40 protein-coding genes are annotated in these 24,213 nt (G+C 45.1%); all 40 read left to right on the top strand.

Annotation, left to right across the window (positions count from 1 at the left end; translation table 11 throughout):
* Positions 1–213 precede the first annotated feature (213 nt).
* Positions 214–462: a ribosomal L7Ae/L30e/S12e/Gadd45 family protein gene (locus MHB49_RS30470; protein WP_076292165.1), complete on the top strand. Its 249-nt coding sequence runs from the start codon at positions 214–216 to the stop codon at positions 460–462.
* A 153-nt stretch (positions 463–615) separates the two neighbouring features.
* Positions 616–1,038 (top strand): 30S ribosomal protein S12, encoded by a 423-nt coding sequence (gene rpsL / locus MHB49_RS30465; protein WP_056697677.1) that lies wholly within the window; start codon positions 616–618, stop codon positions 1,036–1,038.
* 87 nt (positions 1,039–1,125) lie between these two features.
* Positions 1,126–1,596, top strand: coding sequence for a 30S ribosomal protein S7 (gene rpsG, locus MHB49_RS30460; RefSeq protein WP_007432586.1), 471 nt, complete (start codon positions 1,126–1,128; stop codon positions 1,594–1,596).
* 47 nt (positions 1,597–1,643) lie between these two features.
* The gene (fusA, locus tag MHB49_RS30455) at positions 1,644–3,722 is read left to right on the top strand and encodes an elongation factor G (RefSeq protein WP_405154063.1); all 2,079 of its coding nucleotides are present in this window, start codon (positions 1,644–1,646) and stop codon (positions 3,720–3,722) included.
* A gap of 98 nt (positions 3,723–3,820) precedes the next feature.
* Positions 3,821–5,011, top strand: coding sequence for an elongation factor Tu (tuf, locus tag MHB49_RS30450; protein WP_076292167.1), 1,191 nt, complete (start codon positions 3,821–3,823; stop codon positions 5,009–5,011).
* A gap of 438 nt (positions 5,012–5,449) precedes the next feature.
* On the top strand, positions 5,450–5,758 hold the full coding sequence (gene rpsJ / locus MHB49_RS30445) for a 30S ribosomal protein S10 (RefSeq protein WP_017692074.1): 309 nt from the start codon (positions 5,450–5,452) through the stop codon (positions 5,756–5,758).
* 46 nt (positions 5,759–5,804) lie between these two features.
* Positions 5,805–6,428 (top strand): 50S ribosomal protein L3, encoded by a 624-nt coding sequence (rplC, locus tag MHB49_RS30440; protein ID WP_053779208.1) that lies wholly within the window; start codon positions 5,805–5,807, stop codon positions 6,426–6,428.
* 25 nt (positions 6,429–6,453) lie between these two features.
* Positions 6,454–7,077 carry a 50S ribosomal protein L4 gene (gene rplD / locus MHB49_RS30435; RefSeq protein WP_062329471.1) on the top strand — a complete coding sequence of 208 codons (624 nt, stop codon included), beginning with the start codon at positions 6,454–6,456 and terminating at the stop codon, positions 7,075–7,077.
* Complete coding sequence (rplW, locus tag MHB49_RS30430) at positions 7,077–7,367, top strand: 50S ribosomal protein L23 (protein WP_024633586.1); 291 nt, start codon at positions 7,077–7,079, stop codon at positions 7,365–7,367. Before rplD ends, rplW begins: the two co-directional genes overlap by 1 nt.
* 31 nt (positions 7,368–7,398) lie before the next feature.
* On the top strand, positions 7,399–8,229 hold the full coding sequence (rplB, locus tag MHB49_RS30425) for a 50S ribosomal protein L2 (protein WP_076292169.1): 831 nt from the start codon (positions 7,399–7,401) through the stop codon (positions 8,227–8,229).
* 71 nt (positions 8,230–8,300) lie between these two features.
* A complete protein-coding gene (gene rpsS, locus MHB49_RS30420) occupies positions 8,301–8,579 on the top strand; it encodes a 30S ribosomal protein S19 (protein ID WP_024633584.1) in 279 nt (92 codons plus the stop codon).
* Positions 8,580–8,614: 35 nt separating this feature from the next.
* Complete coding sequence (rplV, locus tag MHB49_RS30415) at positions 8,615–8,947, top strand: 50S ribosomal protein L22 (protein ID WP_024633583.1); 333 nt, start codon at positions 8,615–8,617, stop codon at positions 8,945–8,947.
* 15 nt (positions 8,948–8,962) lie between these two features.
* On the top strand, positions 8,963–9,628 hold the full coding sequence (gene rpsC / locus MHB49_RS30410; protein WP_024633582.1) for a 30S ribosomal protein S3: 666 nt from the start codon (positions 8,963–8,965) through the stop codon (positions 9,626–9,628).
* 2 nt (positions 9,629–9,630) lie between these two features.
* Positions 9,631–10,065, top strand: coding sequence for a 50S ribosomal protein L16 (gene rplP, locus MHB49_RS30405; RefSeq protein ID WP_024633581.1), 435 nt, complete (start codon positions 9,631–9,633; stop codon positions 10,063–10,065).
* Positions 10,055–10,252, top strand: a complete 198-nt coding sequence (gene rpmC, locus MHB49_RS30400) for a 50S ribosomal protein L29 (protein ID WP_017692083.1) — start codon at positions 10,055–10,057, stop codon at positions 10,250–10,252. Before rplP ends, rpmC begins: the two co-directional genes overlap by 11 nt.
* A 48-nt stretch (positions 10,253–10,300) precedes the next feature.
* Positions 10,301–10,567: a 30S ribosomal protein S17 gene (gene rpsQ / locus MHB49_RS30395; RefSeq protein ID WP_405154062.1), complete on the top strand. Its 267-nt coding sequence runs from the start codon at positions 10,301–10,303 to the stop codon at positions 10,565–10,567.
* Positions 10,568–10,602: 35 nt separating this feature from the next.
* A complete protein-coding gene (rplN, locus tag MHB49_RS30390; protein WP_024633579.1) occupies positions 10,603–10,971 on the top strand; it encodes a 50S ribosomal protein L14 in 369 nt (122 codons plus the stop codon).
* A gap of 39 nt (positions 10,972–11,010) precedes the next feature.
* The gene (rplX, locus tag MHB49_RS30385) at positions 11,011–11,364 is read left to right on the top strand and encodes a 50S ribosomal protein L24 (RefSeq protein ID WP_024633578.1); all 354 of its coding nucleotides are present in this window, start codon (positions 11,011–11,013) and stop codon (positions 11,362–11,364) included.
* Between the two features lie 32 nt (positions 11,365–11,396).
* The gene (gene rplE, locus MHB49_RS30380) at positions 11,397–11,939 is read left to right on the top strand and encodes a 50S ribosomal protein L5 (RefSeq protein WP_062329467.1); all 543 of its coding nucleotides are present in this window, start codon (positions 11,397–11,399) and stop codon (positions 11,937–11,939) included.
* A 73-nt stretch (positions 11,940–12,012) separates the two neighbouring features.
* Positions 12,013–12,198: a type Z 30S ribosomal protein S14 gene (locus tag MHB49_RS30375; RefSeq protein ID WP_013312154.1), complete on the top strand. Its 186-nt coding sequence runs from the start codon at positions 12,013–12,015 to the stop codon at positions 12,196–12,198.
* A gap of 32 nt (positions 12,199–12,230) precedes the next feature.
* Positions 12,231–12,629, top strand: a complete 399-nt coding sequence (gene rpsH / locus MHB49_RS30370; RefSeq protein ID WP_017692088.1) for a 30S ribosomal protein S8 — start codon at positions 12,231–12,233, stop codon at positions 12,627–12,629.
* Between the two features lie 30 nt (positions 12,630–12,659).
* Positions 12,660–13,202: a 50S ribosomal protein L6 gene (gene rplF, locus MHB49_RS30365; RefSeq protein WP_024633576.1), complete on the top strand. Its 543-nt coding sequence runs from the start codon at positions 12,660–12,662 to the stop codon at positions 13,200–13,202.
* Positions 13,203–13,319: 117 nt separating this feature from the next.
* Positions 13,320–13,688, top strand: a complete 369-nt coding sequence (gene rplR / locus MHB49_RS30360) for a 50S ribosomal protein L18 (protein WP_062329465.1) — start codon at positions 13,320–13,322, stop codon at positions 13,686–13,688.
* A 27-nt stretch (positions 13,689–13,715) separates the two neighbouring features.
* The gene (gene rpsE / locus MHB49_RS30355; RefSeq protein ID WP_017692091.1) at positions 13,716–14,213 is read left to right on the top strand and encodes a 30S ribosomal protein S5; all 498 of its coding nucleotides are present in this window, start codon (positions 13,716–13,718) and stop codon (positions 14,211–14,213) included.
* Between the two features lie 12 nt (positions 14,214–14,225).
* Positions 14,226–14,411, top strand: coding sequence for a 50S ribosomal protein L30 (gene rpmD / locus MHB49_RS30350; protein ID WP_017692092.1), 186 nt, complete (start codon positions 14,226–14,228; stop codon positions 14,409–14,411).
* 43 nt (positions 14,412–14,454) lie between these two features.
* Positions 14,455–14,895, top strand: coding sequence for a 50S ribosomal protein L15 (rplO, locus tag MHB49_RS30345; RefSeq protein ID WP_062836188.1), 441 nt, complete (start codon positions 14,455–14,457; stop codon positions 14,893–14,895).
* Complete coding sequence (gene secY, locus MHB49_RS30340) at positions 14,895–16,193, top strand: preprotein translocase subunit SecY (protein WP_062329461.1); 1,299 nt, start codon at positions 14,895–14,897, stop codon at positions 16,191–16,193. Before rplO ends, secY begins: the two co-directional genes overlap by 1 nt.
* 90 nt (positions 16,194–16,283) lie before the next feature.
* Positions 16,284–16,928, top strand: coding sequence for an adenylate kinase (locus MHB49_RS30335; protein WP_247899523.1), 645 nt, complete (start codon positions 16,284–16,286; stop codon positions 16,926–16,928).
* Between the two features lie 3 nt (positions 16,929–16,931).
* The gene (map, locus tag MHB49_RS30330; protein ID WP_247899522.1) at positions 16,932–17,684 is read left to right on the top strand and encodes a type I methionyl aminopeptidase; all 753 of its coding nucleotides are present in this window, start codon (positions 16,932–16,934) and stop codon (positions 17,682–17,684) included.
* A gap of 10 nt (positions 17,685–17,694) precedes the next feature.
* Positions 17,695–18,003, top strand: coding sequence for a KOW domain-containing RNA-binding protein (locus MHB49_RS30325; protein WP_095293407.1), 309 nt, complete (start codon positions 17,695–17,697; stop codon positions 18,001–18,003).
* A gap of 3 nt (positions 18,004–18,006) precedes the next feature.
* Positions 18,007–18,222 (top strand): translation initiation factor IF-1, encoded by a 216-nt coding sequence (infA, locus tag MHB49_RS30320; RefSeq protein ID WP_017692098.1) that lies wholly within the window; start codon positions 18,007–18,009, stop codon positions 18,220–18,222.
* Between the two features lie 152 nt (positions 18,223–18,374).
* Positions 18,375–18,488, top strand: a complete 114-nt coding sequence (gene rpmJ / locus MHB49_RS30315) for a 50S ribosomal protein L36 (RefSeq protein ID WP_003333770.1) — start codon at positions 18,375–18,377, stop codon at positions 18,486–18,488.
* A gap of 20 nt (positions 18,489–18,508) precedes the next feature.
* A complete protein-coding gene (gene rpsM / locus MHB49_RS30310) occupies positions 18,509–18,877 on the top strand; it encodes a 30S ribosomal protein S13 (RefSeq protein ID WP_062329455.1) in 369 nt (122 codons plus the stop codon).
* 19 nt (positions 18,878–18,896) lie between these two features.
* Positions 18,897–19,292 (top strand): 30S ribosomal protein S11, encoded by a 396-nt coding sequence (gene rpsK, locus MHB49_RS30305; RefSeq protein ID WP_017692100.1) that lies wholly within the window; start codon positions 18,897–18,899, stop codon positions 19,290–19,292.
* A 136-nt stretch (positions 19,293–19,428) separates the two neighbouring features.
* Complete coding sequence (locus tag MHB49_RS30300) at positions 19,429–20,373, top strand: DNA-directed RNA polymerase subunit alpha (RefSeq protein ID WP_024633566.1); 945 nt, start codon at positions 19,429–19,431, stop codon at positions 20,371–20,373.
* 34 nt (positions 20,374–20,407) lie between these two features.
* Positions 20,408–20,773 carry a 50S ribosomal protein L17 gene (gene rplQ / locus MHB49_RS30295; RefSeq protein ID WP_017692102.1) on the top strand — a complete coding sequence of 122 codons (366 nt, stop codon included), beginning with the start codon at positions 20,408–20,410 and terminating at the stop codon, positions 20,771–20,773.
* Between the two features lie 159 nt (positions 20,774–20,932).
* A complete protein-coding gene (gene truA, locus MHB49_RS30290) occupies positions 20,933–21,706 on the top strand; it encodes a tRNA pseudouridine(38-40) synthase TruA (RefSeq protein WP_405154061.1) in 774 nt (257 codons plus the stop codon).
* Between the two features lie 206 nt (positions 21,707–21,912).
* Positions 21,913–22,350, top strand: a complete 438-nt coding sequence (gene rplM, locus MHB49_RS30285; RefSeq protein WP_024633564.1) for a 50S ribosomal protein L13 — start codon at positions 21,913–21,915, stop codon at positions 22,348–22,350.
* A gap of 19 nt (positions 22,351–22,369) precedes the next feature.
* Positions 22,370–22,762: a 30S ribosomal protein S9 gene (gene rpsI, locus MHB49_RS30280; protein WP_024633563.1), complete on the top strand. Its 393-nt coding sequence runs from the start codon at positions 22,370–22,372 to the stop codon at positions 22,760–22,762.
* Between the two features lie 677 nt (positions 22,763–23,439).
* Positions 23,440–24,132, top strand: coding sequence for a phosphoadenylyl-sulfate reductase (locus tag MHB49_RS30275; protein ID WP_405154060.1), 693 nt, complete (start codon positions 23,440–23,442; stop codon positions 24,130–24,132).
* The last annotated feature ends 81 nt before the right edge of the window (positions 24,133–24,213 follow it).

Raw genomic sequence — 24,213 nt, 5'->3', positions numbered from 1 at the left:
GATTTGCTAACTTTATTCTGATTAATAGGATAAGTTGAGGTTTTGTATGCCAGGGGGCGGACGACTGTTTTATACAGACGGACGTTTCCCGGTATAGCAAAACTTGCAAATAAATGTTTTAGGATTAGCATTGACATTGCTTGCGCTAGATGCTAATATATCAAAGGTGCGTGGGCAGCTGATTGTATATGGTCCTATTCGGAGGAATGAACAATGTCTAATGAAAAAGGTCTGCAAGATGCTCATGTCAAAATTGGTACCAAACAGACCATGCGGATGGTCCAGTCAGGAATGGCTGCTGAAGTCTATGTGGCTGAAGATAGTGATCCGCAGCTCACTTCCAAAATCATTGCCTTGTGTGAACAACACAATGTGAAGTACACGAAAGTGGACACAATGAAAAATCTCGGCAAAGCTTGCGGGATTGGAGTGGGAGCAGCAATGGCTGCTGTCGCAAAATGATAGAGTAAGGAACGTTTTTGTCCGAGAACTTTTAAGGATTCTCCAAGGCAAAAACTTTTCATTTGTCTTTTTATGAACCGCCTGGGTCTGTGGACTTAGCGTAATGAGGTTTATAAAGAAACATGAACAATTGAGGAAGGGGGTGGCAATCACATGCCAACTATTAACCAACTGGTTCGTAAAGGACGTCAAGCTAAAGTTGACAAGTCCAAATCGCCAGCTTTGCAAAAAGGGTTCAACGCTTTGAAACGTGAATCTACTAACATCAGTGCCCCACAAAAACGTGGTGTCTGCACTCGTGTAGGTACAATGACTCCACGTAAACCAAACTCTGCACTTCGTAAGTATGCCCGTGTTCGTTTGACGAACCGTCTCGAGGTAACTGCTTATATCCCGGGAATCGGACATAACCTTCAAGAGCACAGTGTTGTGTTGATCCGTGGAGGTAAAGTTAAAGACCTTGCAGGGGTTCGTTATCACATCGTTCGTGGAGCTCTTGATACTGCAGGTGTAAACAACCGTATGCAAGCTCGTTCGAAATACGGTGCTAAACGTCCAAAAGCTAAAAAAGCCTAAAACATTATAAGTAGCCATCCTATATATCTTTTGGATTAATATCTGAAAGTGTTGGATTGGCTAAACAAGAAAGAAAGGGGGATATCCATGCCACGCAAAGGTCCAGTTACGAAAAGAGACGTGTTGCCAGATCCGGTATACAACTCCAAGTTGGTTACTCGTTTGATCAACCGCATCATGCTCGACGGAAAACGCGGTGTTGCTCAAAGCATTCTGTATAATGCGTTCAAGTTGATTCAAGAACGTACGGGTAATGACCCGATGGAAGTATTTGAAGCAGCAATCAAGAATATCATGCCAGTCCTGGAAGTTAAAGCTCGCCGTGTCGGCGGTGCCAACTACCAAGTACCAATCGAGGTAAAACCAGAGAGACGTACTTCTTTGGGATTACGTTGGCTCGTGAACTACTCCCGCAACCGCGGTGAGAAAACAATGGAAGAGCGTTTGGCGGCTGAGATCATCGACGCTTCCAACAACACAGGCGCTTCCGTTAAAAAACGTGAAGACACGCACAAAATGGCTGAAGCGAACAAAGCGTTTGCTCACTACCGTTGGTAGGATTCAGTTCACAATAATAACTTCAATTTTGAAGGGAGACCCAATTCATGGCAAGAGAGTTCTCCTTGAAAAATACACGTAATATCGGGATCATGGCTCATATTGACGCGGGTAAAACCACTACAACTGAGCGGATCTTGTTCTACACAGGCCGTACGCACAAAATCGGTGAAGTTCACGAAGGCGCTGCGACAATGGACTGGATGGAACAGGAACAGGAGCGCGGAATTACGATTACTTCCGCTGCGACTACCGCTGCTTGGAAGGGCCACCGCGTTAATATCATTGATACCCCGGGACACGTTGACTTCACTGTTGAAGTTGAACGTTCCCTTCGTGTATTGGACGGAGCAGTTGGTGTATTCAGTGCGAAAGAAGGCGTTGAGCCTCAGTCCGAAACCGTATGGAGACAGGCTGACAAGTACGGCGTACCTCGTATCGCTTACGTAAACAAAATGGATATCATCGGTGCTGACTTCCTGAACGTTGTATCTGACATGCGTGATCGCCTTCAAGCGAACGCTGTTGCGATTCAACTTCCAATCGGCGCTGAAAATGATTTCATCGGTATTATCGATATCGTTGAACAAAAGGCTCATATGTACAAAGATGACCTTGGTCAAAATATCGAAGAAACAGAAATTCCTGCGGAGTTCAAAGAGCAAGTTGAGGAACTTCGTAACGAATTGATCGAGCGTGTCGCAGAACTGGACGAAGAATTGACAATGAAATACCTGGAAGGCGAAGAGATCACTGTTGAAGAGATCAAAGCCGCTCTCCGTAAAGGTGTTGTAGATGTTAAGATCTTCCCTGTTATCTGTGGTTCCTCATACCGTAACAAAGGTGTTCAACTGATGTTGGATGCTGTTATCGACTACTTGCCAGCTCCAATCGATGTACCGGCTATCACTGGTCACCTCGAGGATGGAACTGAAGCAATTCGCAAGTCTTCCGATGAAGAGCCATTCTCTGCATTGGCCTTCAAAATCATGACTGACCCTTACGTTGGTAAGTTGACATTCTTCCGCGTATATTCCGGTGTTCTTCAATCCGGTTCTTACGTATTGAATGCCACTAAAGGCAAACGTGAGCGTATCGGTCGTATCCTTCAAATGCATGCGAACAGCCGTCAAGAGATCACTGAAGTTTACTCCGGTGACATTGCAGCTGCCGTAGGTTTGAAAGATACTGGTACAGGTGATACACTGTGTGATGAGAAAAACCCGGTTATCCTGGAGTCAATGAACTTCCCTGATCCGGTTATCGAAATCGCCGTTGAACCTAAAACCAAAGCTGACCAAGATAAAATGGGTGTTGCTCTCGGTAAGTTGACAGAAGAGGATCCAACTCTTCGTGCTCATACTGATGAAGAAACAGGTCAAACAATCTTGGCAGGTATGGGTGAGCTTCACCTTGATATCATCATTGACCGTATGCGTCGTGAGTTCAAGGTTGAAACTACTGTGGGTAAACCACAAGTAGCTTACCGTGAAACATTCCGTGCACCAGCGCGCGTTGAAGGTAAATTCGTTCGTCAATCCGGTGGTCGTGGTCAATACGGTCACGTATGGGTTGAGTTCGAACCTCTCGAGCCGGGTACAGGCAGCCAGTTCGAAAGTAAGGTTGTCGGTGGTTCCGTTCCAAGAGAATACATTCAACCAGCTCTTGCAGGTATCGAAGAGCAAATGAAAAACGGCGTTATCGCAGGCTTCCCGCTTGTTGACGTTAAGGCTACAATCGTAGACGGATCTTACCATGATGTCGATTCCAACGAGATGGCATTTAAAATTGCCGGATCAATGGCGCTGAAAGCTGCGAAAGACAAATGTAGTCCAGTTCTGCTTGAGCCAATCATGAAAGTAGAAGTAACCGTTCCAGAAGAGTACATGGGTGACGTTATGGGTATGCTTAACTCCCGTCGTGGCCGCATCGAAGGTATGGATTCCCGTAGTGGAGCCCAAATCATCCGTGCTAAAGTACCTTTGTCTGAAATGTTCGGATACTCTACAACTCTTCGTTCCGGTACTCAAGGACGCGGCGTATTCTCCATGGAGCTTTCTCACTATGAAGAAGTTCCTAAGAGCATCGCTGAAGAGATTGTTGCCAAAACAAAAGGAACCGAGTAGTTTTCTCTCATTGAATGAAAGTGCATAAGAGTCATGAATTCTTTGCACTTCATTTAGTGAAAAACATAAAATTATAATTTTAAGGAGGCCACGTTCAAATGGCAAAGGCTAAATACGAACGTAATAAACCCCACGTTAACATTGGTACTATCGGTCACGTCGACCATGGTAAAACAACTCTGACTGCTGCAATCACAACTGTATTGTCCAAAACTTACGGTGGTGCTGCTGTAGCATTCGACCAAATCGACAAAGCTCCAGAAGAGCGCGAGCGCGGTATCACAATCTCCACAGCTCACGTTGAGTACGAAACTGACACTCGTCACTACGCTCACGTAGACTGCCCAGGTCACGCCGACTATGTTAAAAACATGATCACTGGCGCGGCACAAATGGACGGAGCTATCTTGGTAGTATCCGCAGCTGACGGCCCAATGCCACAAACTCGTGAGCACATCTTGCTCTCCCGTCAAGTAGGCGTACCTTACATTGTTGTATTCTTGAACAAATGTGACATGGTTGAAGACGAAGAGTTGTTGGAATTGGTTGAGATGGAAGTTCGCGACCTTCTTAACGAATATGAGTTCCCAGGTGATGATACTCCAATCACTCGTGGATCCGCTCGTGAAGCTCTGCAAAACCCTGATGGTGAGTGGGCTCAAAAAATCGTTGAGATGTTCAAAGAAATCGATACTTACATCCCACTGCCTGAGCGTCAAACTGACAAACCTTTCTTGATGCCTGTCGAGGACGTATTCTCCATCACTGGTCGTGGTACTGTTGCTACAGGTCGTGTAGAGCGTGGTACTGTTAAAGTCGGCGAAGAGATCGAAATCGTTGGTATTACTGAAGAAACTAAAAAATCCGTAGTTACGGGCGTTGAAATGTTCCGTAAATTGCTGGATTCCGCTCAAGCGGGTGACAACATCGGCGCATTGCTGCGTGGTGTTGACCGTACTCAAATCGAGCGTGGACAAGTTTTGGCAAAACCGGGTTCTGTTAAGCCACACACAGAATTCTCTGCTCAAATCTACGTTTTGACTAAAGAAGAGGGTGGCCGTCATAAGCCTTTCTTCACTGGATACCGTCCACAGTTCTACTTCCGTACAACTGACGTAACTGGTATCATCAACTTGCCAGAAGGTACTGAAATGGTAATGCCTGGTGACAACATCACGGTTACTGTTCAACTGATCTCCCCAATCGCGATTGAAGAAGGAACTAAGTTCTCCATTCGTGAAGGTGGCCGTACAGTAGGTGCAGGTTCCGTAGCAACTATCCAAAAATAATTCAGCTATTCGCTGAGTAAGCATATGCAACAGTGTACTGGAACGAGTAACATTGTACTGTAACGAAGCTTCGGAAGAGTTCTTTATCCGACATCGGATAGAGAACTCTTTTATTATGTCTATGATTCGGAACCTGCGTCACAAGGTTTGAAGATCATTCGGAATTGTAAAGAAAGATTGGTTAAGGCAGCTAGTATAGAGTAGGGAAACTACATATTAAACGCAATCATTTCATGAGAAAAGATTAGTTTAAGTGTTTTTCTTAAATATGCTTGCAATACGCCCATCTTTTCTATATAATAATGAATGTTGTTCTGAGACGTTGCGATGATGTGAGAGGTTACTGGCACACCCGGCCCCTTTGCCATGGGACAGTGGCTAGAAAATTTTCACGGAGTATGTCCGATAAAAAATTGGGCGATAGAAGGAGGGACTAAAATGGCAAAGCAAAAAATTCGTATTCGTTTGAAAGCTTACGACCACAGAATTCTTGATCAATCCGCGGAGAAAATCGTTGAAACTGCAAAACGTTCGGGTGCTGGTGTATCCGGTCCGATTCCGCTTCCTACTGAAAAACAAATCATTACTATTCTTCGTGCGGTGCACAAGTACAAGGATTCTCGGGAACAATTCGAACAACGCACACATAAGCGTTTGATCGACATCGTTAACCCGACTCCACAAACTGTGGATGCCTTGATGCGCTTGGATCTGCCGTCCGGTGTAGATATCGAAATTAAATTGTAATTCAAGTTACAACAAAGACCATGTATAAAGGAAAAGAGGTGTCAACATGAAAGCAATCTTAGGAAAAAAACTCGGAATGACTCAAGTATTTACACCTGAGGGTAACGTTGTACCAGTAACGGTTATCGAAGCAGGCCCTTGTGTTGTTTTGCAAAAGAAAGACATTGAGAATGATGGCTACGAAGCAATTCAAATCGGTTACTCCGATAAGAAAGAGAAAAATGCTAACAAGCCAGAAGCAGGTCACGCTAAAAAAGCGAACACTGCCCCTAAGCGCTACGTTCGTGAAGTTCGCGGTATCAACATCGCAGAATATGAAGTTGGCCAAGAACTGAAAGCTGACATTTTCGCTGAAGGCGAATTCGTTGACGTAACGGGTGTTTCTAAAGGTAAAGGTTTTGCCGGCGTTATCAAACGTTGGGGACAAAGCACTGGACCTATGTCACACGGTTCGCGTTACCACCGTGGCCCTGGTTCAATGGGTTCGATCCAAGCTAACCGCGTTCCTAAAGGCAAACGCCTGCCAGGACACATGGGACATGATACTGTTACAATCCAACGTCTTGAAGTAGTTAAAGTAGACGCTGAACGTAACGTGTTGCTCGTGAAAGGTTCCATTCCTGGACCGAAAAACAGTCTCATTAAAGTTAAAGAAACGGTGAAAAAATAACCACTGAAGAAAGGAGGAACACAAAATGCCAAAAGTATCAGTTTACAATGTAGATGGTAGCCAAGTAGGCGAAGTTGAATTGAACGATGCGGTTTTCGGAATTGAGCCGAACCAACACGTTCTGTACGATGCAGTTCTTATGCAACGCGCTTCCCTTCGTCAAGGTACCCACAAAGTAAAAGGACGTTCTGAAGTACGTGGCGGTGGACGTAAACCTTGGAAACAAAAAGGTACAGGTCGCGCTCGTCAAGGTTCGATTCGTTCTCCACAATGGAAAGGCGGCGGTATCGTATTTGGTCCGACACCACGGAGCTATGCATACAAACTGCCTAAGAAAGTTCGCCGTTTGGCGATCAAATCAGCTCTTTCATCCAAAGTGATCGACAATGACATTATCGTTCTGGATGCTCTCACGTTGAGCACACCTAAAACAAAAGAATTTGCAGCCATCTTGAACAACTTGAAAGTTGGACGCAAAGCTTTGATCGTAGCTCCTAGCTATGATGATAATGTGGCTCTTTCCGCACGGAATATTCCTGGCGTGAAATTCGTAGCTGCTGACGGCATTAATGTTCTTGACGTGCTTTCGCACGACAAATTGATCATTACGAAAGAAGCAGTTCAGAAGGTAGAGGAGGTGCTCGCGTAATGAAGGATCCTCGTGATATTGTAAAACGTCCGATTATTACGGAACGTACTGCTGACATGATGAATGACTTGAAATATGTATTTGAAGTCGATATCCGTGCAAACAAAACCGAGATCAAAAAGGCCGTAGAAGCTATTTTCAACGTAAAAGTGAAAAACGTGAACACTCTGCGTGTTCCAGCTAAGCCTAAACGGTACGGACGTTATTCCGGATATACAAGCGAATGGAAAAAAGCGTTTGTAACGCTGACACAAGACAGCAAAACGCTTGAGTTCTTTGAAACTGTATAATTGAAATTTTTGAAGTAAGGAGGGAAACCTAGTGCCAATCAAAAAGTATAAACCAACATCCCCGGCAAGACGGAACATGTCCGTTTCTACATTTGAGGAAATCACCACAGATAAGCCGGAGAAATCGTTGTTGGCCCCTTTGAGCAAACAAGCAGGCCGCAACAACCAAGGTAAAATTACAGTTCGTCACCACGGTGGTGGACACAAACGTAAGTACCGTATCATTGACTTCAAACGTACTAAAGATGGAATACCGGGCCGCGTTGCTACGATTGAGTATGACCCGAACCGTACATCCAACATCGCTTTGATTCACTACGCTGATGGTGAGAAACGTTACATCATCGCTCCTAAAGGTCTGAAAGTTGGCGATCAAGTATTCTCCGGTCCTGACGCAGACATCAAAATCGGTAACGCACTGCCGCTTGAAAACATTCCAGTAGGTACCGTTATCCACAACATCGAGTTGAAACCAGGTAAAGGCGGACAATTGGTTCGTGCTGCTGGTACAGAAGCTCAATTGCTTGGTAAAGAAGAAAAATACGTTTCCGTTCGTCTCTCTTCCGGAGAAGTTCGTCGTATTCTGAAAGTTTGCCGCGCAACAATCGGATCTGTTGGTAACCAAGACCACGAGCTCATCAAAATCGGTAAAGCCGGTCGTAGCCGTTGGTTGGGACAACGTCCTGAAGTTCGTGGTGTAGTAATGAACCCTAACGATCACCCACACGGTGGTGGTGAAGGTCGTGCTCCAATCGGACGTAAATCGCCAATGTCACCATGGGGTAAACCTACTCTTGGTTACAAAACGCGTAAGAAAAATAAAGCTTCTGATAAATACATCATTCGCCGCCGCACGAAGTAATACACACTGTGCATAACTTCGTGCGGCATCTGCGGATGCATAATAGCTACGTTTGAAGGGAGGATCTCCACATGGGTCGCAGTTTGAAAAAAGGGCCATTCATTGATGGCTACATGCTGAAAAAGGTAGAAGAGATGGAAGCATCCGGTAAAAAGCTTGTTATTAAAACCTGGTCCCGTCGTTCTACAATTTTCCCGCAATTCATCGGACACACATTTGGCGTATATGACGGTCGTAAACACGTGCCAGTATACGTAACTGAGGACATGGTCGGACACAAACTGGGTGAGTTCGCTCCAACCCGTACGTACAAAGGCCATACTGATGATGATAAGAAAACAAGAAGATAAATGAACATCTTTAATGTTTGAGAGGAGGTTACACAATGGAAGCAAAAGCACATGCTAAGTTTATCCGGATTGCTCCTCGTAAAGTTCAACTCGTTGTTGACTTGATTCGCGGCAAGCAAGTTGGTGAGGCGGTTGCCATTCTCCGTCACACTCCGAAATCCGCTTCTCCGATTGTTGAGAAGTTGCTTAACTCCGCGATTGCAAATGCGGAACATAACTATTCTTTGGATGTTAATAACTTGGTCATTTCGCAAGCTTACGTGAACCAAGGACCGACAATGAAACGTTTCCGCCCTCGTGCAATGGGACGTGCAAGTCGTATTAACAAACGTACTAGCCACATCACTTTGGTGGTATCTGAAAAGTAGAAGGAGGGGAAATGTGTGGGCCAAAAGGTAAATCCAGTCGGACTCCGTGTCGGAATTATCCGTGACTGGGAATCTAAGTGGTATGCAGGTAAAGACTTCGGCGATCTTTTGATGGAAGACGTGAAAATTCGTGAATTCCTGAAAAATAAATTGAAAGACTCCGCTATGTCTCGTGTTGAAATCGAGAGAGCGGCTAACCGCGTAAACGTAACGATTCACACTGCGAAACCAGGTATGGTTATCGGTAAGGGTGGTTCTGAAGTTGAAAATCTTCGTAATCAAATTACGAAAATTGCTGGCGGTAAAAAAGTACACATCAACATTTCTGAAATTAAGAACCAAGACCTGGACGCAATCCTCGTAGCTGAAAGCATTGCACAACAATTGGAACGTCGTGTTTCTTTCCGTCGTGCTCTGAAACAAGCTATTCAAAGAACAATGCGCTCTGGTGCAAAAGGTATTAAAACTCAAGTGGGCGGACGTCTTGGCGGTGCTGAGATTGCTCGTTCGGAAGGCTACAGCGAAGGAACTGTTCCACTGCACACGCTTCGTGCCGACATCGACTACGGTACAGCAGAGGCTCATACTACTTACGGCCGTATCGGCGTAAAAGTATGGATCTATCGTGGAGAGGTTCTTCCTACGGCTAAGAAACAAGCTGCTAAGGAAGGAGGCAACTAATCATGTTGGTACCAAAACGTGTAAAACACCGTAAGCAACAACGCGGACACATGAAGGGTCAAGCTAAAGGCGGAACTACGCTGAACTTTGGCGAATACGGTCTGCAAGCTACGGAACCCGCTTGGATTACGAACCGTCAAATCGAAGCGGCTCGTATTGCGATGACTCGTTACATCAAACGTGGTGGTAAAGTTTGGATCAAAATCTTCCCAGACAAACCAATCACTCAAAAGCCTCTCGAGGTTCGGATGGGTAGCGGTAAAGGTAACGTAGAAAAATGGGTTGCAGTTGTGAAACCAGGTAAGATCATGTTTGAACTTGCTGGTGTACCGGAGGATGTTGCTCGCGAAGCAATGCGTCTTGCCGCTCACAAACTGCCAATCAAAACGAAGTTTGTGAAACGTGAAGAATTGGGTGGTGAAGCAAATGAAAGCTAGTGAATTTCGCAACCTAACCTCTGCTGAAATCGAGCAAAAGATTGCCGGATTTAAAGAAGAACTCTTTAACCTCCGCTTTCAACTCGCTACCGGTCAGCTGGATAACCCGACTCGAATCCGTGATGTGCGGAAAGAAATAGCTCGTGCTAAAACCATTATCCGTGAAAGAGAATTGGGAATCGGTTAATTAGGGATCGGATATCTAATCCGTCCGTAATCAGGAAGGAGGCCAACAATGAGCGAAGAACGTAACGCACGTAAAGTGCAAACAGGTAAAGTAGTCAGCGATAAAATGGATAAAACGATCGTTGTTGCTGTAGAAACTTACAAAAAACACGAATTGTACCATAAACGTATCAAGGTTACTAAAAAATTCAAAGCACATGACGAAGAAAACACTGCGAAAATCGGTGACACGGTGAAAATCATGGAGACTCGTCCGCTTTCGAAAGATAAACGCTGGAGACTTACTGAAATCGTAGAAAAAGCGATTATCATCTAATGCATCAGCAGCACAGCTGAAAGGAGGAATACTAAATGATTCAACCATTTACACGTTTGACTGTGGCCGACAACTCCGGTGCGAAGGAACTGATGTGTATCCGCGTACTCGGCGGTACGGGACGTCGTACAGCTCAAATCGGTGATCTGATCGTTTGTTCGGTAAAACAAGCAACACCAGGCGGCGTTGTCAAAAAAGGTGATGTAGTTAGAGCGGTTGTCGTTCGTACGAAACGTTCTGTACGTCGTAAAGACGGTTCCTACATCGGTTTTGATGAAAATGCAGCGGTTGTTGTAAAAGACGACAGAAGCCCGCGTGGAACACGTATTTTCGGACCTGTTGCTCGTGAACTCCGCGAGAAAGACTTCATGAAAATCGTTTCCTTGGCCCCAGAAGTTATCTAAAGCTTAATCTCGTGATGTTAGAAACAGGAGGTGTACGAAATGCCAAGAGTGAAAAAAGTTCTGGAATCCCATAACAATAAACTTCATGTTAAAAAAGAAGATACAGTTATGGTGATCAGCGGTAAAGACAAAGGTAAAAAAGGCCGTGTCATCGCTGCTTATCCTCGTGAGAACCGCGTCCTTGTGGAAGGTGTTAACATGATTAAAAAACACCAGAAGCCTAACCAGCAAAATCCGCAAGGCGGCATTATCGAGAAGGAAGCTCCAATTCACGTTTCCAACGTAATGCACATCGATCCGAAGAGCGGAAAAGTAACCCGTGTAGGTTACAAAGTGTTGGATAACGGAAAGAAAGTGCGCGTTGCAAAACGTTCCGGAGAAATTATCGACTAATTGAACCGAATGAGAAAGGAGGTCTATGATTCATGGCAGCAAGAATGAAAGAACGTTACCTGAACGAAATTGCTCCTGCTTTGATGCAGAAGTTTAACTATACAACGGTAATGCAAGTGCCGAAAATCGAGAAAATCGTTATCAACATGGGTGTGGGCGACGCAGTTCAAAACTCCAAAGTGTTGGATTCCGCAGTAAACGATTTGCAACTGATCGCAGGTCAAAAACCTGTAATCACTCGTGCTAAAAAATCTATCGCAGGTTTCAAACTGCGTGAGAACATGCCTATCGGTGTGAAAGTAACATTGCGCGGCGAGCGTATGTACTTCTTCCTCGATAAACTGTTCAACGTTACGCTTCCTCGTGTCCGCGACTTCCGCGGTGTATCGAGCAAAGCTTTCGACGGACGTGGTAACTACACACTGGGTCTGAAAGAGCAATTGATCTTCCCAGAGATCGAGTATGATAAAGTAGACAAAGTCCGCGGTATGGATATTGTCATCGTAACAACGGCGAAAACAGACGAAGAATCCCGTGAATTGCTCACGCAACTCGGAATGCCTTTCGTAAAATAATGTTGCTATAACGTTTCCGGGTGTCTGGAAAGACTCCCTTTTCTCCGAAATTATTTAGGAGGTGTCAGGCTAAGTGGCAAAAACTTCGATGAAAGTTAAACAACAACGTACACCAAAGTTTAAAGTACGTGCTTATACACGCTGTGAGCGTTGCGGACGTCCACATTCGGTACTGCAGAAGTTCAAAATTTGCAGAATTTGCTTCCGTGAATTAGCTTATAAAGGCCAGATCCCTGGCGTGAAAAAAGCAAGCTGGTAAAAAGTCCTGAACGGGAAGGAGGTTAACTCACAATGACTATGTCTGATCCAATTGCAGATATGCTTACTCGTATTCGTAACGCGAACACAGTTCGTCACGAAACGGTAGAAATGCCTGCTTCGACAATGAAAAAACAAATCGCCGACATCCTGAAGCGTGAAGGTTTTATCCGTGACGCTGAAGTTATCGATGATAACAAACAAGGGATTATCCGTGTTTTCCTGAAATACGGTCAAAATAACGAGCGTGTTATTACTGGTCTGAAAAGAATCAGTAAGCCTGGTCTTCGTGTTTACACGAAAAGCAACGAAGTACCTCGTGTACTTGGTGGTCTGGGTATCGCTATTATCTCGACATCCAAAGGTATCATGACGGACAAAGAAGCTCGTCAATCGAAATCCGGCGGAGAAGTCGTTTGCTACGTTTGGTAATATAACGTCACAAGATAGGAGGTGCAACATATGTCTCGTATTGGTCGCAAACCAATTACAGTACCAAGTGGTGTGGACATCACACTGGACAACACCGTTATTACGGTAAAAGGACCAAAAGGATCTTTGACTCGTGAACTTCATAAAGACATGAAGGTTACAGTTGAAAACAACGAAATTACAGTTGTGCGTCCTTCCGATAACAAAACTCACCGTTCTTTGCACGGCACAACGCGCAGCGTTGTAAACAACATGGTGAGTGGTGTTACTGAAGGATTCGCAAAATCTCTGGAGCTGGTTGGGGTCGGATATCGTGCAAGCAAATCCGGAGATAAAATCGTTCTGAACGTTGGCTACTCTCACCCGGTTGAAATTACACCGGAAGCGGGAATCGAATTCGAAGTTCCTTCGAATACGAAAATCATCGTTCGCGGAATTGACAAAGAGCGCGTAGGTGCTTACGCTGCTAAAATCCGTTCCGTTCGTGAACCTGAGCCGTACAAAGGTAAAGGTATCAAATATGAAGGCGAGCGTATCATCCGTAAGGAAGGTAAAGCCGGTAAGAAGAAATAAGATTTCTCTTACCGCCTTTGCGCGGCTTTCGGCTTGCTTGCTTCTTGTGTTTCTAATATACCCCGTGGCTTCCGGTTTGAAGCCAGCGAGGTAACCTGAAAGGAGTGAATCCCTGAGATGATTACGAAACAAGATAAAAACAAGGCTCGTCTGAAAAGACACCTGCGTGTTCGTAAGAAAATCCAAGGAACGGCTGCACGTCCTCGTTTGAACGTATTCCGTTCTGGTAAACATATGTATGCTCAAATCATCGATGACGTAGCTGGTGTTACGATCGCTTCAGCGTCTACTGTAGACAAAGAATTGAGCGGCGACATCAAAAACGGCGCATCTGTTGAATCTGCTCGTAAAGTTGGCGAACTCGTTGCTAAACGTGCTAAAGACAAAGGCGTTTCCAACATCGTATTTGACCGTAGCGGTTATCTGTACCATGGTCGTATCGCAGCATTGGCTGCAGCGGCTCGTGAAGCAGGACTTGAGTTTTAAGATATTTTTCAAAAGGAGGTTAACGACTTGCGTGTAGATCCGAATACTTTGGAACTGACTGAAAGAGTTGTAAATATTAATCGCGTAGCTAAAGTAGTAAAAGGCGGACGCCGTTTCAGCTTTAGCGCACTGGTTGTAGTCGGCGACGGCAACGGCTGGGTTGGAGCTGGTATCGGTAAAGCGGGCGAAGTACCTGATGCAATTCGCAAAGGTATTGAAGATGCTAAGAAAAACCTTGTACACGTTCCACTCGTAGGAACTTCGATTCCTCACTTGGTAACAGGTAAGTTCGGCGCAGGACGCGTTCTGTTGAAACCAGCATCTGAAGGTACTGGTGTTATCGCTGGTGGTCCTGTACGTGCGGTTCTCGAACTTGCTGGTGTAGGTGACATTTTGACAAAATCTCTGGGTTCTTCGAATTCCATGAACATGGTCAATGCGACTTTGGAAGGTTTGTCCCGTTTGAAGCGTGCTGAAGACGTGGCAAAACTGCGCGGCAAATCCGTCGAAGAGCTTCTGGGTTAAGGAGGGAATCTCATGGCTAAATTAGAAATTACCCTCGTCCGCAGCTTGATCGGACGTCCGGAGACGCAAAGAACAACTGTGAAAACATTGGGCTTGCGCAAAATCAACAGCAAAGTGGTTCAAAACGACAATCCTGCCATTCGTGGTATGATTAACAAAGTTAGCCACTTGGTCGCTGTTAAAGAAGTAGAAGCTTAAAAAAGGGTTAATCCCACAAATCTTTAAGGAGGTGCAACGAACGATGAAGTTACATGAGCTTTCACCATCTCCTGGATCCCGCAAAGAACGTAAACGTCTTGGTCGCGGTCCAAGTAGTGGTACAGGTAAAACATCAGGTCGCGGTCACAAAGGACAAAACGCTCGTTCTGGCGGTGGAGTACGTCCAGGCTTCGAAGGTGGACAAAATCCATTGTATCGTCGCTTGCCAAAACGTGGTTTTGTAAACCCAACTCGCAAAGAATATGCAGTTGTGAATACTGAAGACCTGAACAGTTTTGCTGCGGGTACTGAAGTAACTCCAGAATTCTTGATGACGAACGGCGTAGTTAAAAACGCTAAATCCGGAATCAAAATCCTGGGTAACGGTGATGTCACTGTGAAGCTGACTGTTAAAGCTAACAAGTTTTCTCAATCTGCTATTGAGAAAATTGAAGCTGCCGGCGGTACAACAGAGGTGATTTAATGTTCAAGACCCTAAAGAATATCTGGCGGGTTGAAGATCTGCGCAAAAGGGTATTATTTACCCTTTTTGTACTGATCATTTACCGCATCGGATCCTTTGTTCCCGTACCGGGAGTTAACAAAGATGTGTTCGAGGCGACAAATTCTGCGGGTAAAGAAGTTTTTGGACTTCTAAACACATTCTCGGGTGGAGCGCTCTTTCAGTTCTCGATATTTGCGCTCGGGATCGTGCCTTACATCACTGCGTCTATCATAGTACAGCTGCTTTCCATGGACGTTATTCCAAAATTAGCGGAGTGGGCAAAGCAGGGTGAACAAGGTAAGAAAAAATCTGCACAACTTACCCGTTATTTAACGGTAGGTCTGGCATTGATTCAAGCGTTTGGTACGTCGATCGGATTCAACCGCTTGTACAATACAGAAATGGTGCCTAATGCAACATTTGCAGATTATATCTTGATCGCGATTGTACTTACGGCCGGTACTTCATTCCTAATGTGGCTTGGTGAGCAGATCACCGAGAAGGGCATAGGAAACGGGATTTCGATTTTGATCTTTGCGGGTATCCTATCAACGGTGCCTAACATTATCAAACAAACGATCGAATCCGACTTCATCCAAGCTGACCAATTGTTCATGAACATTCTTAAAGGGGTAATCGTTGCAATTGTTATTGTGTTGATTATCATAGGTGTCATTTACATCCAGCAGGCGATTCGGAAAATTCCTGTACAGTACGCTAAACGCGTCGTAGGTAACAAAATGTACGGTGGACAGAACACACATATCCCGCTGAAGATTAATGCAGCAGGTGTTATCCCTGTCATCTTTGCTTCATCTCTGTTGATGTTCCCATCGATCATCGCAAACTTCTGGGCTGATCGCGCATGGGCACAGTGGATCGGAGCCAATCTCACTACTCATAAACCTCTGGGTATGTTACTGTATGTAGTGATGATTTTCGGGTTCACATTCTTCTATACTTTTGTACAGATGAATCCACAGCAGATGGCTGACAACATGAAAAAGAACGGCGGTTACATTCCAGGCATTCGTCCGGGTAAAGCAACCGAGAAATATCTGACCCGTGTCATGACTCGTTTGACAACGGCAGGTGCCATCTTCTTGGCAGTCATTTCCGTTCTGCCTGTAATTTTGGGGGCACTTTCTGGTTTGCCTCAATCTGCGCAAATTGGAGGAACATCTCTCCTGATCGTTATCGGTGTTGCGCTGGATACGATGAAGCAAATCGAAAGCCAATTGATCAAACGCCACTACAAAGGTTTTATCAATAAATAGGCAATAGGTACCGGTCGAGTGAAGATTTACTTGCCGGCACCTATTGTGCTGTTTGTTGATGTAGGGTAGTCTTGGAGGGAGTGACATAACGTGAACATCCTATTCATGGGCCCTCCGGGGGCAGGAAAAGGAACGCAAGCAGACGTCATTGTGAAAGAGTTCGGTATTCCCCACATTTCAACAGGCGATGCATTTCGTCTCGCGATTAAGCAGGGAACTCCCATTGGCCTGAAAGCCAAGGAATATATGGATCAAGGATTGCTCGTACCAGATGATGTAACGATCGGCATCGTTGAAGAACGATTGCAGCAGCCTGATTGCAGAGAAGGATTCCTCTTGGATGGTTTTCCAAGAACCCTGTCTCAAGCAGAAGCGCTCGATGGCATTCTGGATCGACTGAACTCAGGTCTCGATCATGTAATCAACCTGAAAGTGGACCGCAACAAACTGCTCGCCCGTCTGACGGGTCGTCGCATTTGTAAGAACTGTGGTGCCACCTATCATGTCGTGTTCAATCCGCCCAAGCAGGAAGGTATCTGTGATAAATGCGGCGGTGACTTGTACCAGCGCTCTGATGATAATGAAGAGAGCGTAGGCACACGTCTCGACGAATATATCAACAAAACAGCACCACTCCTCACATTTTATGAGAACAAAGGCCTTCTTCGTCAAATGGACGGAGAACAGGATATCGATCAAGTTTCTCATGATATCGTGTCCCTGCTGCGAGGTTAATTGATGATCATTGGTAAGTCCGAAACGGAACTGGGCTTGATGAGGGAAGCAGGGAGAATTGTTGCGGAAACGCATCGTCTCTTGGCAGAGCATATCGCTCCCGGTATTACGACTGGAGAACTTGACCAAATGGCCGATCAATACATCCGCAGTCAAGGAGCTGTGCCGTCTTTCAAAGGTTATAACGGTTTCCCTGCCAGTGTGTGCGCTTCAGTGAATGAAGAGTTGGTGCATGGATTTCCCGGCAAACGAAAGTTGAACGAGGGCGATATCGTTACGTTTGACATTGGCGCGCAGTACCAGGGGTATCACGGAGATTCCGCCTGGACTTATCCAGTCGGCCGTATTTCCGAAGAAGCCCGTCGTCTTCTGGACGTTACCGAGGCTTCGTTATACGCAGGTCTGGCGCTGGTTAAACCGGACGTTCGCTTGTTTACAATATCTCATGCGATTCAGAAATATATTGAAGATGAAGGGTTCTCGGTAGTACGTGAATATGTCGGTCACGGCATAGGAGCTGATCTCCACGAAGAACCACAGATTCCGAACTATGGTCTTCCTGATCGGGGACCACGGCTTAAAGCGGGCATGGTGCTGGCCATAGAGCCGATGGTTAACGCAGGCAGACGGTATGTGAAAACGTTGGAAGATAACTGGACTGTCGTCACTGTTGATGGATCGTTATGCGCCCACTTTGAACACACCGTAGCAGTTACACCAGAAGGCATGGAAATTTTCACAAAACTGAATGCGTAGGTGATAAGGCATGAACAATCAGTCTAATCCGCAGCTCGGTCAACTTGTGAAGATCCGTAAAGGCCGCAATGCGGACCAAGCCGCAGTAATTGTTGCTATAGCGGACAGCAGGTTCGTATATATTGCGGATGGAGACAAACGTAAGTTTGATCAACCCAAGAAGAAGAATATTCTTCATCTTGAACTCCAACCGATGATCAGCAGCGAGGTCGTAAACAGTTTAAACGAGAGTGGTCGGGTGACAAACGGAAAGCTCCGCTATGCGGTTCATTCGTTTCTGGAATCCACCAACATTCAAGCTGAAGAGAAAGGAGACTGACTAATGGCCAAGGAAGATGTCATTGAAGTGGAAGGTACGGTTCTCGAGCCGCTACCGAATGCAACGTTCAAGGTTGAGCTTGAGAACGGTCATCAAATTCTCGCTCACGTTTCCGGCAAGTTGCGGATGCACTTTATCCGTATCCTGACTGGAGACAAAGTGGTTGTTCAGTTATCACCTTATGATTTGACAAAAGGTCGTATAACTTACCGTAAATAGTAGTAGACAGTTGCAATGAACTGTGAAGCTTATGAAGCGGGTTTTGCCCGGCAAAACTTGCGAAAGCTTCGAAGCCGGTTTTACAATGGTAAAACGAGGTCAATGCTTACGAAGAGGGTTTTGCTAAGCAAAACTTTGAGGAGGTAATTCACATGAAGGTAAGACCTTCGGTCAAGCCGATTTGCGAAAAATGCAAAGTCATTCGCCGCAAAGGGAATGTTATGGTTATCTGTGAAAATCCGAAACACAAACAAAAACAAGGTTAAAGAAGGGGGTGTAGCGTAAAATGGCACGTATAGCTGGTGTGGATTTGCCACGTGATAAGCGCGTTGAGATCGCCTTGACTTATATTTTCGGAATCGGTAAAACGACTTCCCAGAAAATTCTGAGCACAACAGGCATCAATCCGGACACTCGTGTTCGTGATTTGACGGAAGATGAAGTCAGCAAATTGCGTGAAAGTATCGATAAAGAGGTCAAAGTAGAAGGTGACCTGCGTCGTGAAATCTCTTTGAATATTAAACGTTTGACGGAGATCGGTTGTTACCGTGGAGTTCGTCATCGTCGTGGTCTGCCTGTTCGTGGACAACGTACGAAAACGAATGCTCGTACTCGTAAAGGTCCTCGTCGTACTGTAGCGAACAAGAAGAAATAATAAGGGGGGATAAGAAAAAATGGCTAAACCGAAAAAAGTCGTACGTACTAAACGTCGTGACCGTAAAAATATTGAATCTGGCGTGGCGCATATCCGTTCCACTTTCAATAACACTATCGTTACCATTACGGATCCTCACGGAAATGCAATTTCGTGGGCAAGCTCCGGCGGCCTCGGATTCAGAGGTTCCCGTAAATCGACTCCGTTTGCTGCACAAATGGCTGCTGAGACTGCTGCCAAAGCAGCAATGGAACATGGGATGAAAGCCGTTGAGGTTATGGTTAAAGGACCAGGCGCAGGCCGTGAAGCAGCGATCCGCTCTTTGCAAGCTGCTGGTCTTGAAGTTAACCTGATCAAAGACGTAACTCCAGTCCCGCATAACGGATGCCGTCCTCCAAAACGTCGTCGTGTCTAATGAGATTTGCCCCTGCGTGTGGTATATTTCCAGCACAATCTGCTAATAATGGTTGTTTAGGCATACTACTACATGTTTTCGCAAGAGAAGGTAAATGTTTCATAGAGGACCGACGTTTTGAAGGAGGGGTATTGCAGTGATTGAAATCGAAAAGCCGAAAATTGAGACGGTAGACGTCAACGATGATGGCACCTATGGGAAATTCGTAGTAGAACCGCTGGAGCGCGGATACGGAACGACGCTTGGAAACTCGCTTCGCCGAATCTTGCTCTCGTCACTGCCGGGTGCGGCAGTGTCTTCGGTTCAAATCGATGGCGTTCTGCATGAATTTGCTACAGTTCCTGGCGTAATGGAAGATGTTACGGAGATTATTCTAAACCTGAAAGCTTTGTCGCTCAAAATTCATTCTGACGAGGAGAAAGTGCTCGAGATTGATGCTGAAGGTGAAGGAGCAATTACGGCTGGAGATATCCGTGCTGATTCCGATGTTGAAATCCTTAACCCGGATCTTCATATTGCTACGCTAGGACCAGGTTCGAGACTTCACATGCGTATTTTTGCCAATCGCGGTCGCGGCTACGTCCAGGCAGATCGGAATAAACGCGATGACCAGCCGATCGGCGTCATCCCTGTCGATTCCATCTTCACCCCGATTAGCCGCGTTAACTACGCTGTGGAAAATACGCGTGTTGGCCAAGTAACCAACTATGACAAGCTCACGTTGGAAGTTTGGACTGACGGAAGTATTCGTCCTGAAGAGGCTGTAAGCCTTGGCGCTAAAATTTTGACCGAGCATCTGATGCTCTTCGTAGGTCTTACAGACGAAGCGAAAGATGCAGAGATCATGGTCGAAAAAGAAGAAGACAAAAAAGAAAAAGTACTCGAAATGACGATCGAAGAGCTGGATCTCTCTGTTCGTTCCTACAACTGCCTCAAACGTGCCGGTATTAATACCGTGCAAGAGCTGACTACGAAAACGGAAGAAGACATGATGAAAGTCCGTAACCTCGGACGCAAGTCTTTGGAAGAAGTTCAAGAGAAGCTTGAGGAGCTCGGTTTGGGACTCCGTACAGAAGAATAGACAGCCGAGTGCTTGAAGTGAAGGAGGGAAAACAATGGCATACCAAAAGTTGGGCCGTAATTCCAGCGCACGTAAAGCTTTGTTCCGTGACCTGGTAACCGACCTGTTCTTATACGAACGCATTCAGACAACTGAAGCGAAAGCAAAAGAGGTTCGCTCCATTGCTGAAAAACTGATCACTAAAGCGAAAAAGGGAGATCTTCATGCCCGTCGTCAAGTGGCAGCTTATGTTCGCCGCGAAACTATTGATGGTGAGCAAGATGCAATCCAAAAACTGTTTAGCGAATTGTCCGGTCGTTACGCTGAGCGTCCAGGTGGATACACTCGTATCCTTAAACTGGGACCTCGTCGTGGTGACGCTGCGCCTATGGTTTACTTGGAACTGGTTGACCGCGCGTAGAACAGATGAGATGAGGAAAGGGGACAGAATCGTTGATTCTGGTTTAACCCTTTTTTTCTCTTCATTTCGGATTTCGTGCTGTAATAGAAGCTCCGGAAGGGGCTTCTTTTGCTGTTCGGGATAGGCACATGTATAGTATGGAACAAAGGTGTGGTATTGATGCGCAACTTGTGCATGACGTTAACTTATGATGGCACTGCCTATTACGGCTTTCAGGTTCAGCCAGGTGGGAACACCATTCAGGACCATCTTGAAGATGCCATTCGTGCCCTAACCGGTGAGAAGGTCAAAATTACTGGTTCAGGCAGAACGGATGCAGGCGTTCACGCACGCAGACAGATCTTCAATTTCCCTACGGAATCCCAGATCCCGATTGAACGATGGTGTATTGCGCTCAACGCCAGATTACCATCCGATATTATCGTTATTGATGTGGTTGAAGTACCTAACGATTTTCATTCTCGCTATGCAGCGAAAAAGAAAACCTATCGGTATACCATCAATGCGAATCAATTTCCGGATGTATTCAATCGGAGGCTGCAATATCATCACCATGCCAAGCTGGATATTGCTGCAATGCAGGAGGGTTTGCGTCATTTTATTGGTACGTATGATTTCACCTCCTTTGCTTCACGCAAGTCTCAGAAAGAAAATCATGTACGTTCGGTATACGAAGCATGGATAGAAGTGGACCGATCCATGTGTAGGGACCATCCGCGCGATCAGGGTGTCATTCACGTCTATGTGAGTGGTAACGGCTTTTTGCAGCATATGGTTCGTATCATTGTGGGTACACTGCTGGAGATCGGAGAGGGCAAACGGAAAGCCTCTGATGTACCGAATATGATTGCTGCTTGTAATCGTTCTGCTGCAGGACCTACTGCGGTTAGCTGCGGTTTAATGCTCTGGGACCTTGAATACAAAAAAGATTAAAATTGCGAAGTGAAATGCTTAATTAACACTTGCGATTTAATCTCCTATCATGTAATATAAAAGTTGTGTTTTCTTAATGGCTTTCCCACAGCCCCAATTAAGAGGTTCACATAGCAACAACTAATCCATCAACACCTAAAGTTATAACTTAATGAATGAAGATAAATGAAAATGATGATTTTGAACATTTTAAGGAGGAAATTTTCATGCGTACTACGTACATGGCGAAGCCTAACGAAGTTGAGCGCCAATGGCACATCATTGATGCTGAAGGCAAAACGCTCGGACGTTTGGCGAGCGAAGCAGCTGCTTTGATCCGCGGCAAACATAAGCCACAATTCACTCCACATGTGGACACTGGCGATTTCGTTGTTATCATCAATGCAGAGAAAATTGTATTGACTGGTAAAAAAATGCAAGGTAAAAAATACTACCGTCACTCGATGCACCCAGGTGGTTTGAAAGTAACTACTGCTGAAGAGATGGTTAAAAACAAACCGGAACGTATGTTGGAATTGGCTGTTCGCGGTATGCTTCCTAAAACTCGCATGGGCGAGAAAATGAAGCTGAGACTTAAAGCGTACAGAGGCACTGAGCATCCACATGCAGCACAAAAACCAGAAGTTTATGAACTTCGCGGTTAATTAAAAGGAGGACAGTTTCATGGCACAAGTACAATACTATGGGACAGGTCGTCGTAAACATTCGGTAGCTCGTGTTCGCCTTGTACCGGGTGAAGGACGCATTGTCATCAATAAACGTGATATTAATGAATACTTCGGTTTGGAAACACTCAAACTGATCGTAAAACAACCATTGAACCTGACAGAAACACTCAGCAACTATGATGTTCTTGTTATCGCTCATGGTGGCGGAATCTCCGGTCAAGCCGGCGCAATCCGTCATGGTATCTCCCGCGCTCTGTTGAAAGCAGATCCGGAATACCGTGCATCCCTGAAAAAAGCTGGATTCCTGACTCGTGACCCACGGATGAAAGAACGTAAAAAATACGGTCTCAAAGCCGCACGTCGCGCACCTCAGTTCTCCAAACGTTAATATGCATTACAAGCCTTTGGCCTCGGTCAAAGGCTTTTTTGTATTCTAGGGACCATCTAGACTATATTAGATTGCTCATTTCTCCATCTGAGTGCAGTGGGGTGGAATCAAGTTCCTTATAACTGTTAAAGTTTCTTCCTCTTGTTGAATACTCCAGACTCCAGTATAAACACCTCACCACTAACCTATTTAATTACAGTTTTGAACTTCACAGTGTTTGTAATCATATACCTTTCATCCTCAATTCTCATCAGTTTTTCTTATGGTTTTGATAAAGGTCCCTTACAATTAAAGAATGCGATTCCCGGATTTAATTCATTCGTATATCCTTCTTGTTAGTCTATTTTCGTTAAGTTCTATAGAGTTATTCTATACTCTGTTTTCTCAAACGAACACCGTAAACCCAGCAGTTGCAAAGGATTTCAGCCATCCCCAAATTGAGATAAGTTAAAAAAAGCTCATATTGCAAATGTATAATTTTATCCAAAAATCGCTTATGTGCGTAATGAAGACCAATTCATTTCAAAAATGAACAACATAAAAATGGGCTAAAACTGATGTATTTTACCATATGGAAGGCATTGACATCCCTCATGAAAGATTTATACTATACATAATTCATATTAGATTAGTCGGCTTTAGTATTTGTTGAATTGCAGAATGGGGGAAATGCAGAGATGAACTTGTTGGAGAAGGAAGAACTTGCACGGACGAAAGCTGAAGAGTTGGAAAACGCTAGTCCAGAGGATATTATTCGTTATGCGATTGAGACGTTTCCAAATATTACTTTTGCGTGCAGCTTCGGTGCAGAGGATGTTGTACTTGTAGATATGCTGCAAAAGATCAGTCCATCGACAGATATTTTTTATTTGGATACTGATTTTCATTTTAAAGAAACATATGAGACACGTGACAAAATGAAAGAGAAATACAATCTTGAGTTTGTACGTGTGGCACCAAAAATTACTCCAGAAGAGCAGGCAGCTCAACATGGGGATGAACTATGGAAGTTGGATCCTAATGCTTGTTGTAATATTCGGAAGGTTGAGCCGCTGACACGTATTCTTTCCCAATATGATGCATGGATTACCGGTATTCGGAGAGATCAGGCGCCGACGCGTGCAAATTCCAAGAAGGTCGAGTATGACGTCAAGTTTGGTCTAATGAAGTTTAACCCGATCGCTCACTGGACTTCTGAGGATGTATGGGACTACATCCGTGCCAATAATGTCGTGTACAATCCGTTGCATGATCAAAATTACCCGAGTATCGGTTGTGAGCACTGCACACGTCAGGTTATGCCTGGAGAAGATCCACGTGCGGGACGCTGGTCTGGGAATGAAAAAACGGAATGTGGCCTTCATAAATAATTGAGTGTGAGTAAGTGATGGATTTTATAACGCTCATGCATTGAATTTATTCTCGATAATATAAAAAATGGTGAAACAGGG

Origin of the sequence: Paenibacillus sp. FSL K6-0108 (genome assembly GCF_045040695.1) — a bacterium.
GTDB classification, from domain to species: Bacteria; Bacillota; Bacilli; order Paenibacillales; family Paenibacillaceae; genus Paenibacillus; species Paenibacillus pabuli_B.
This window is presented reverse-complemented; position numbering and strand designations above follow the sequence as displayed.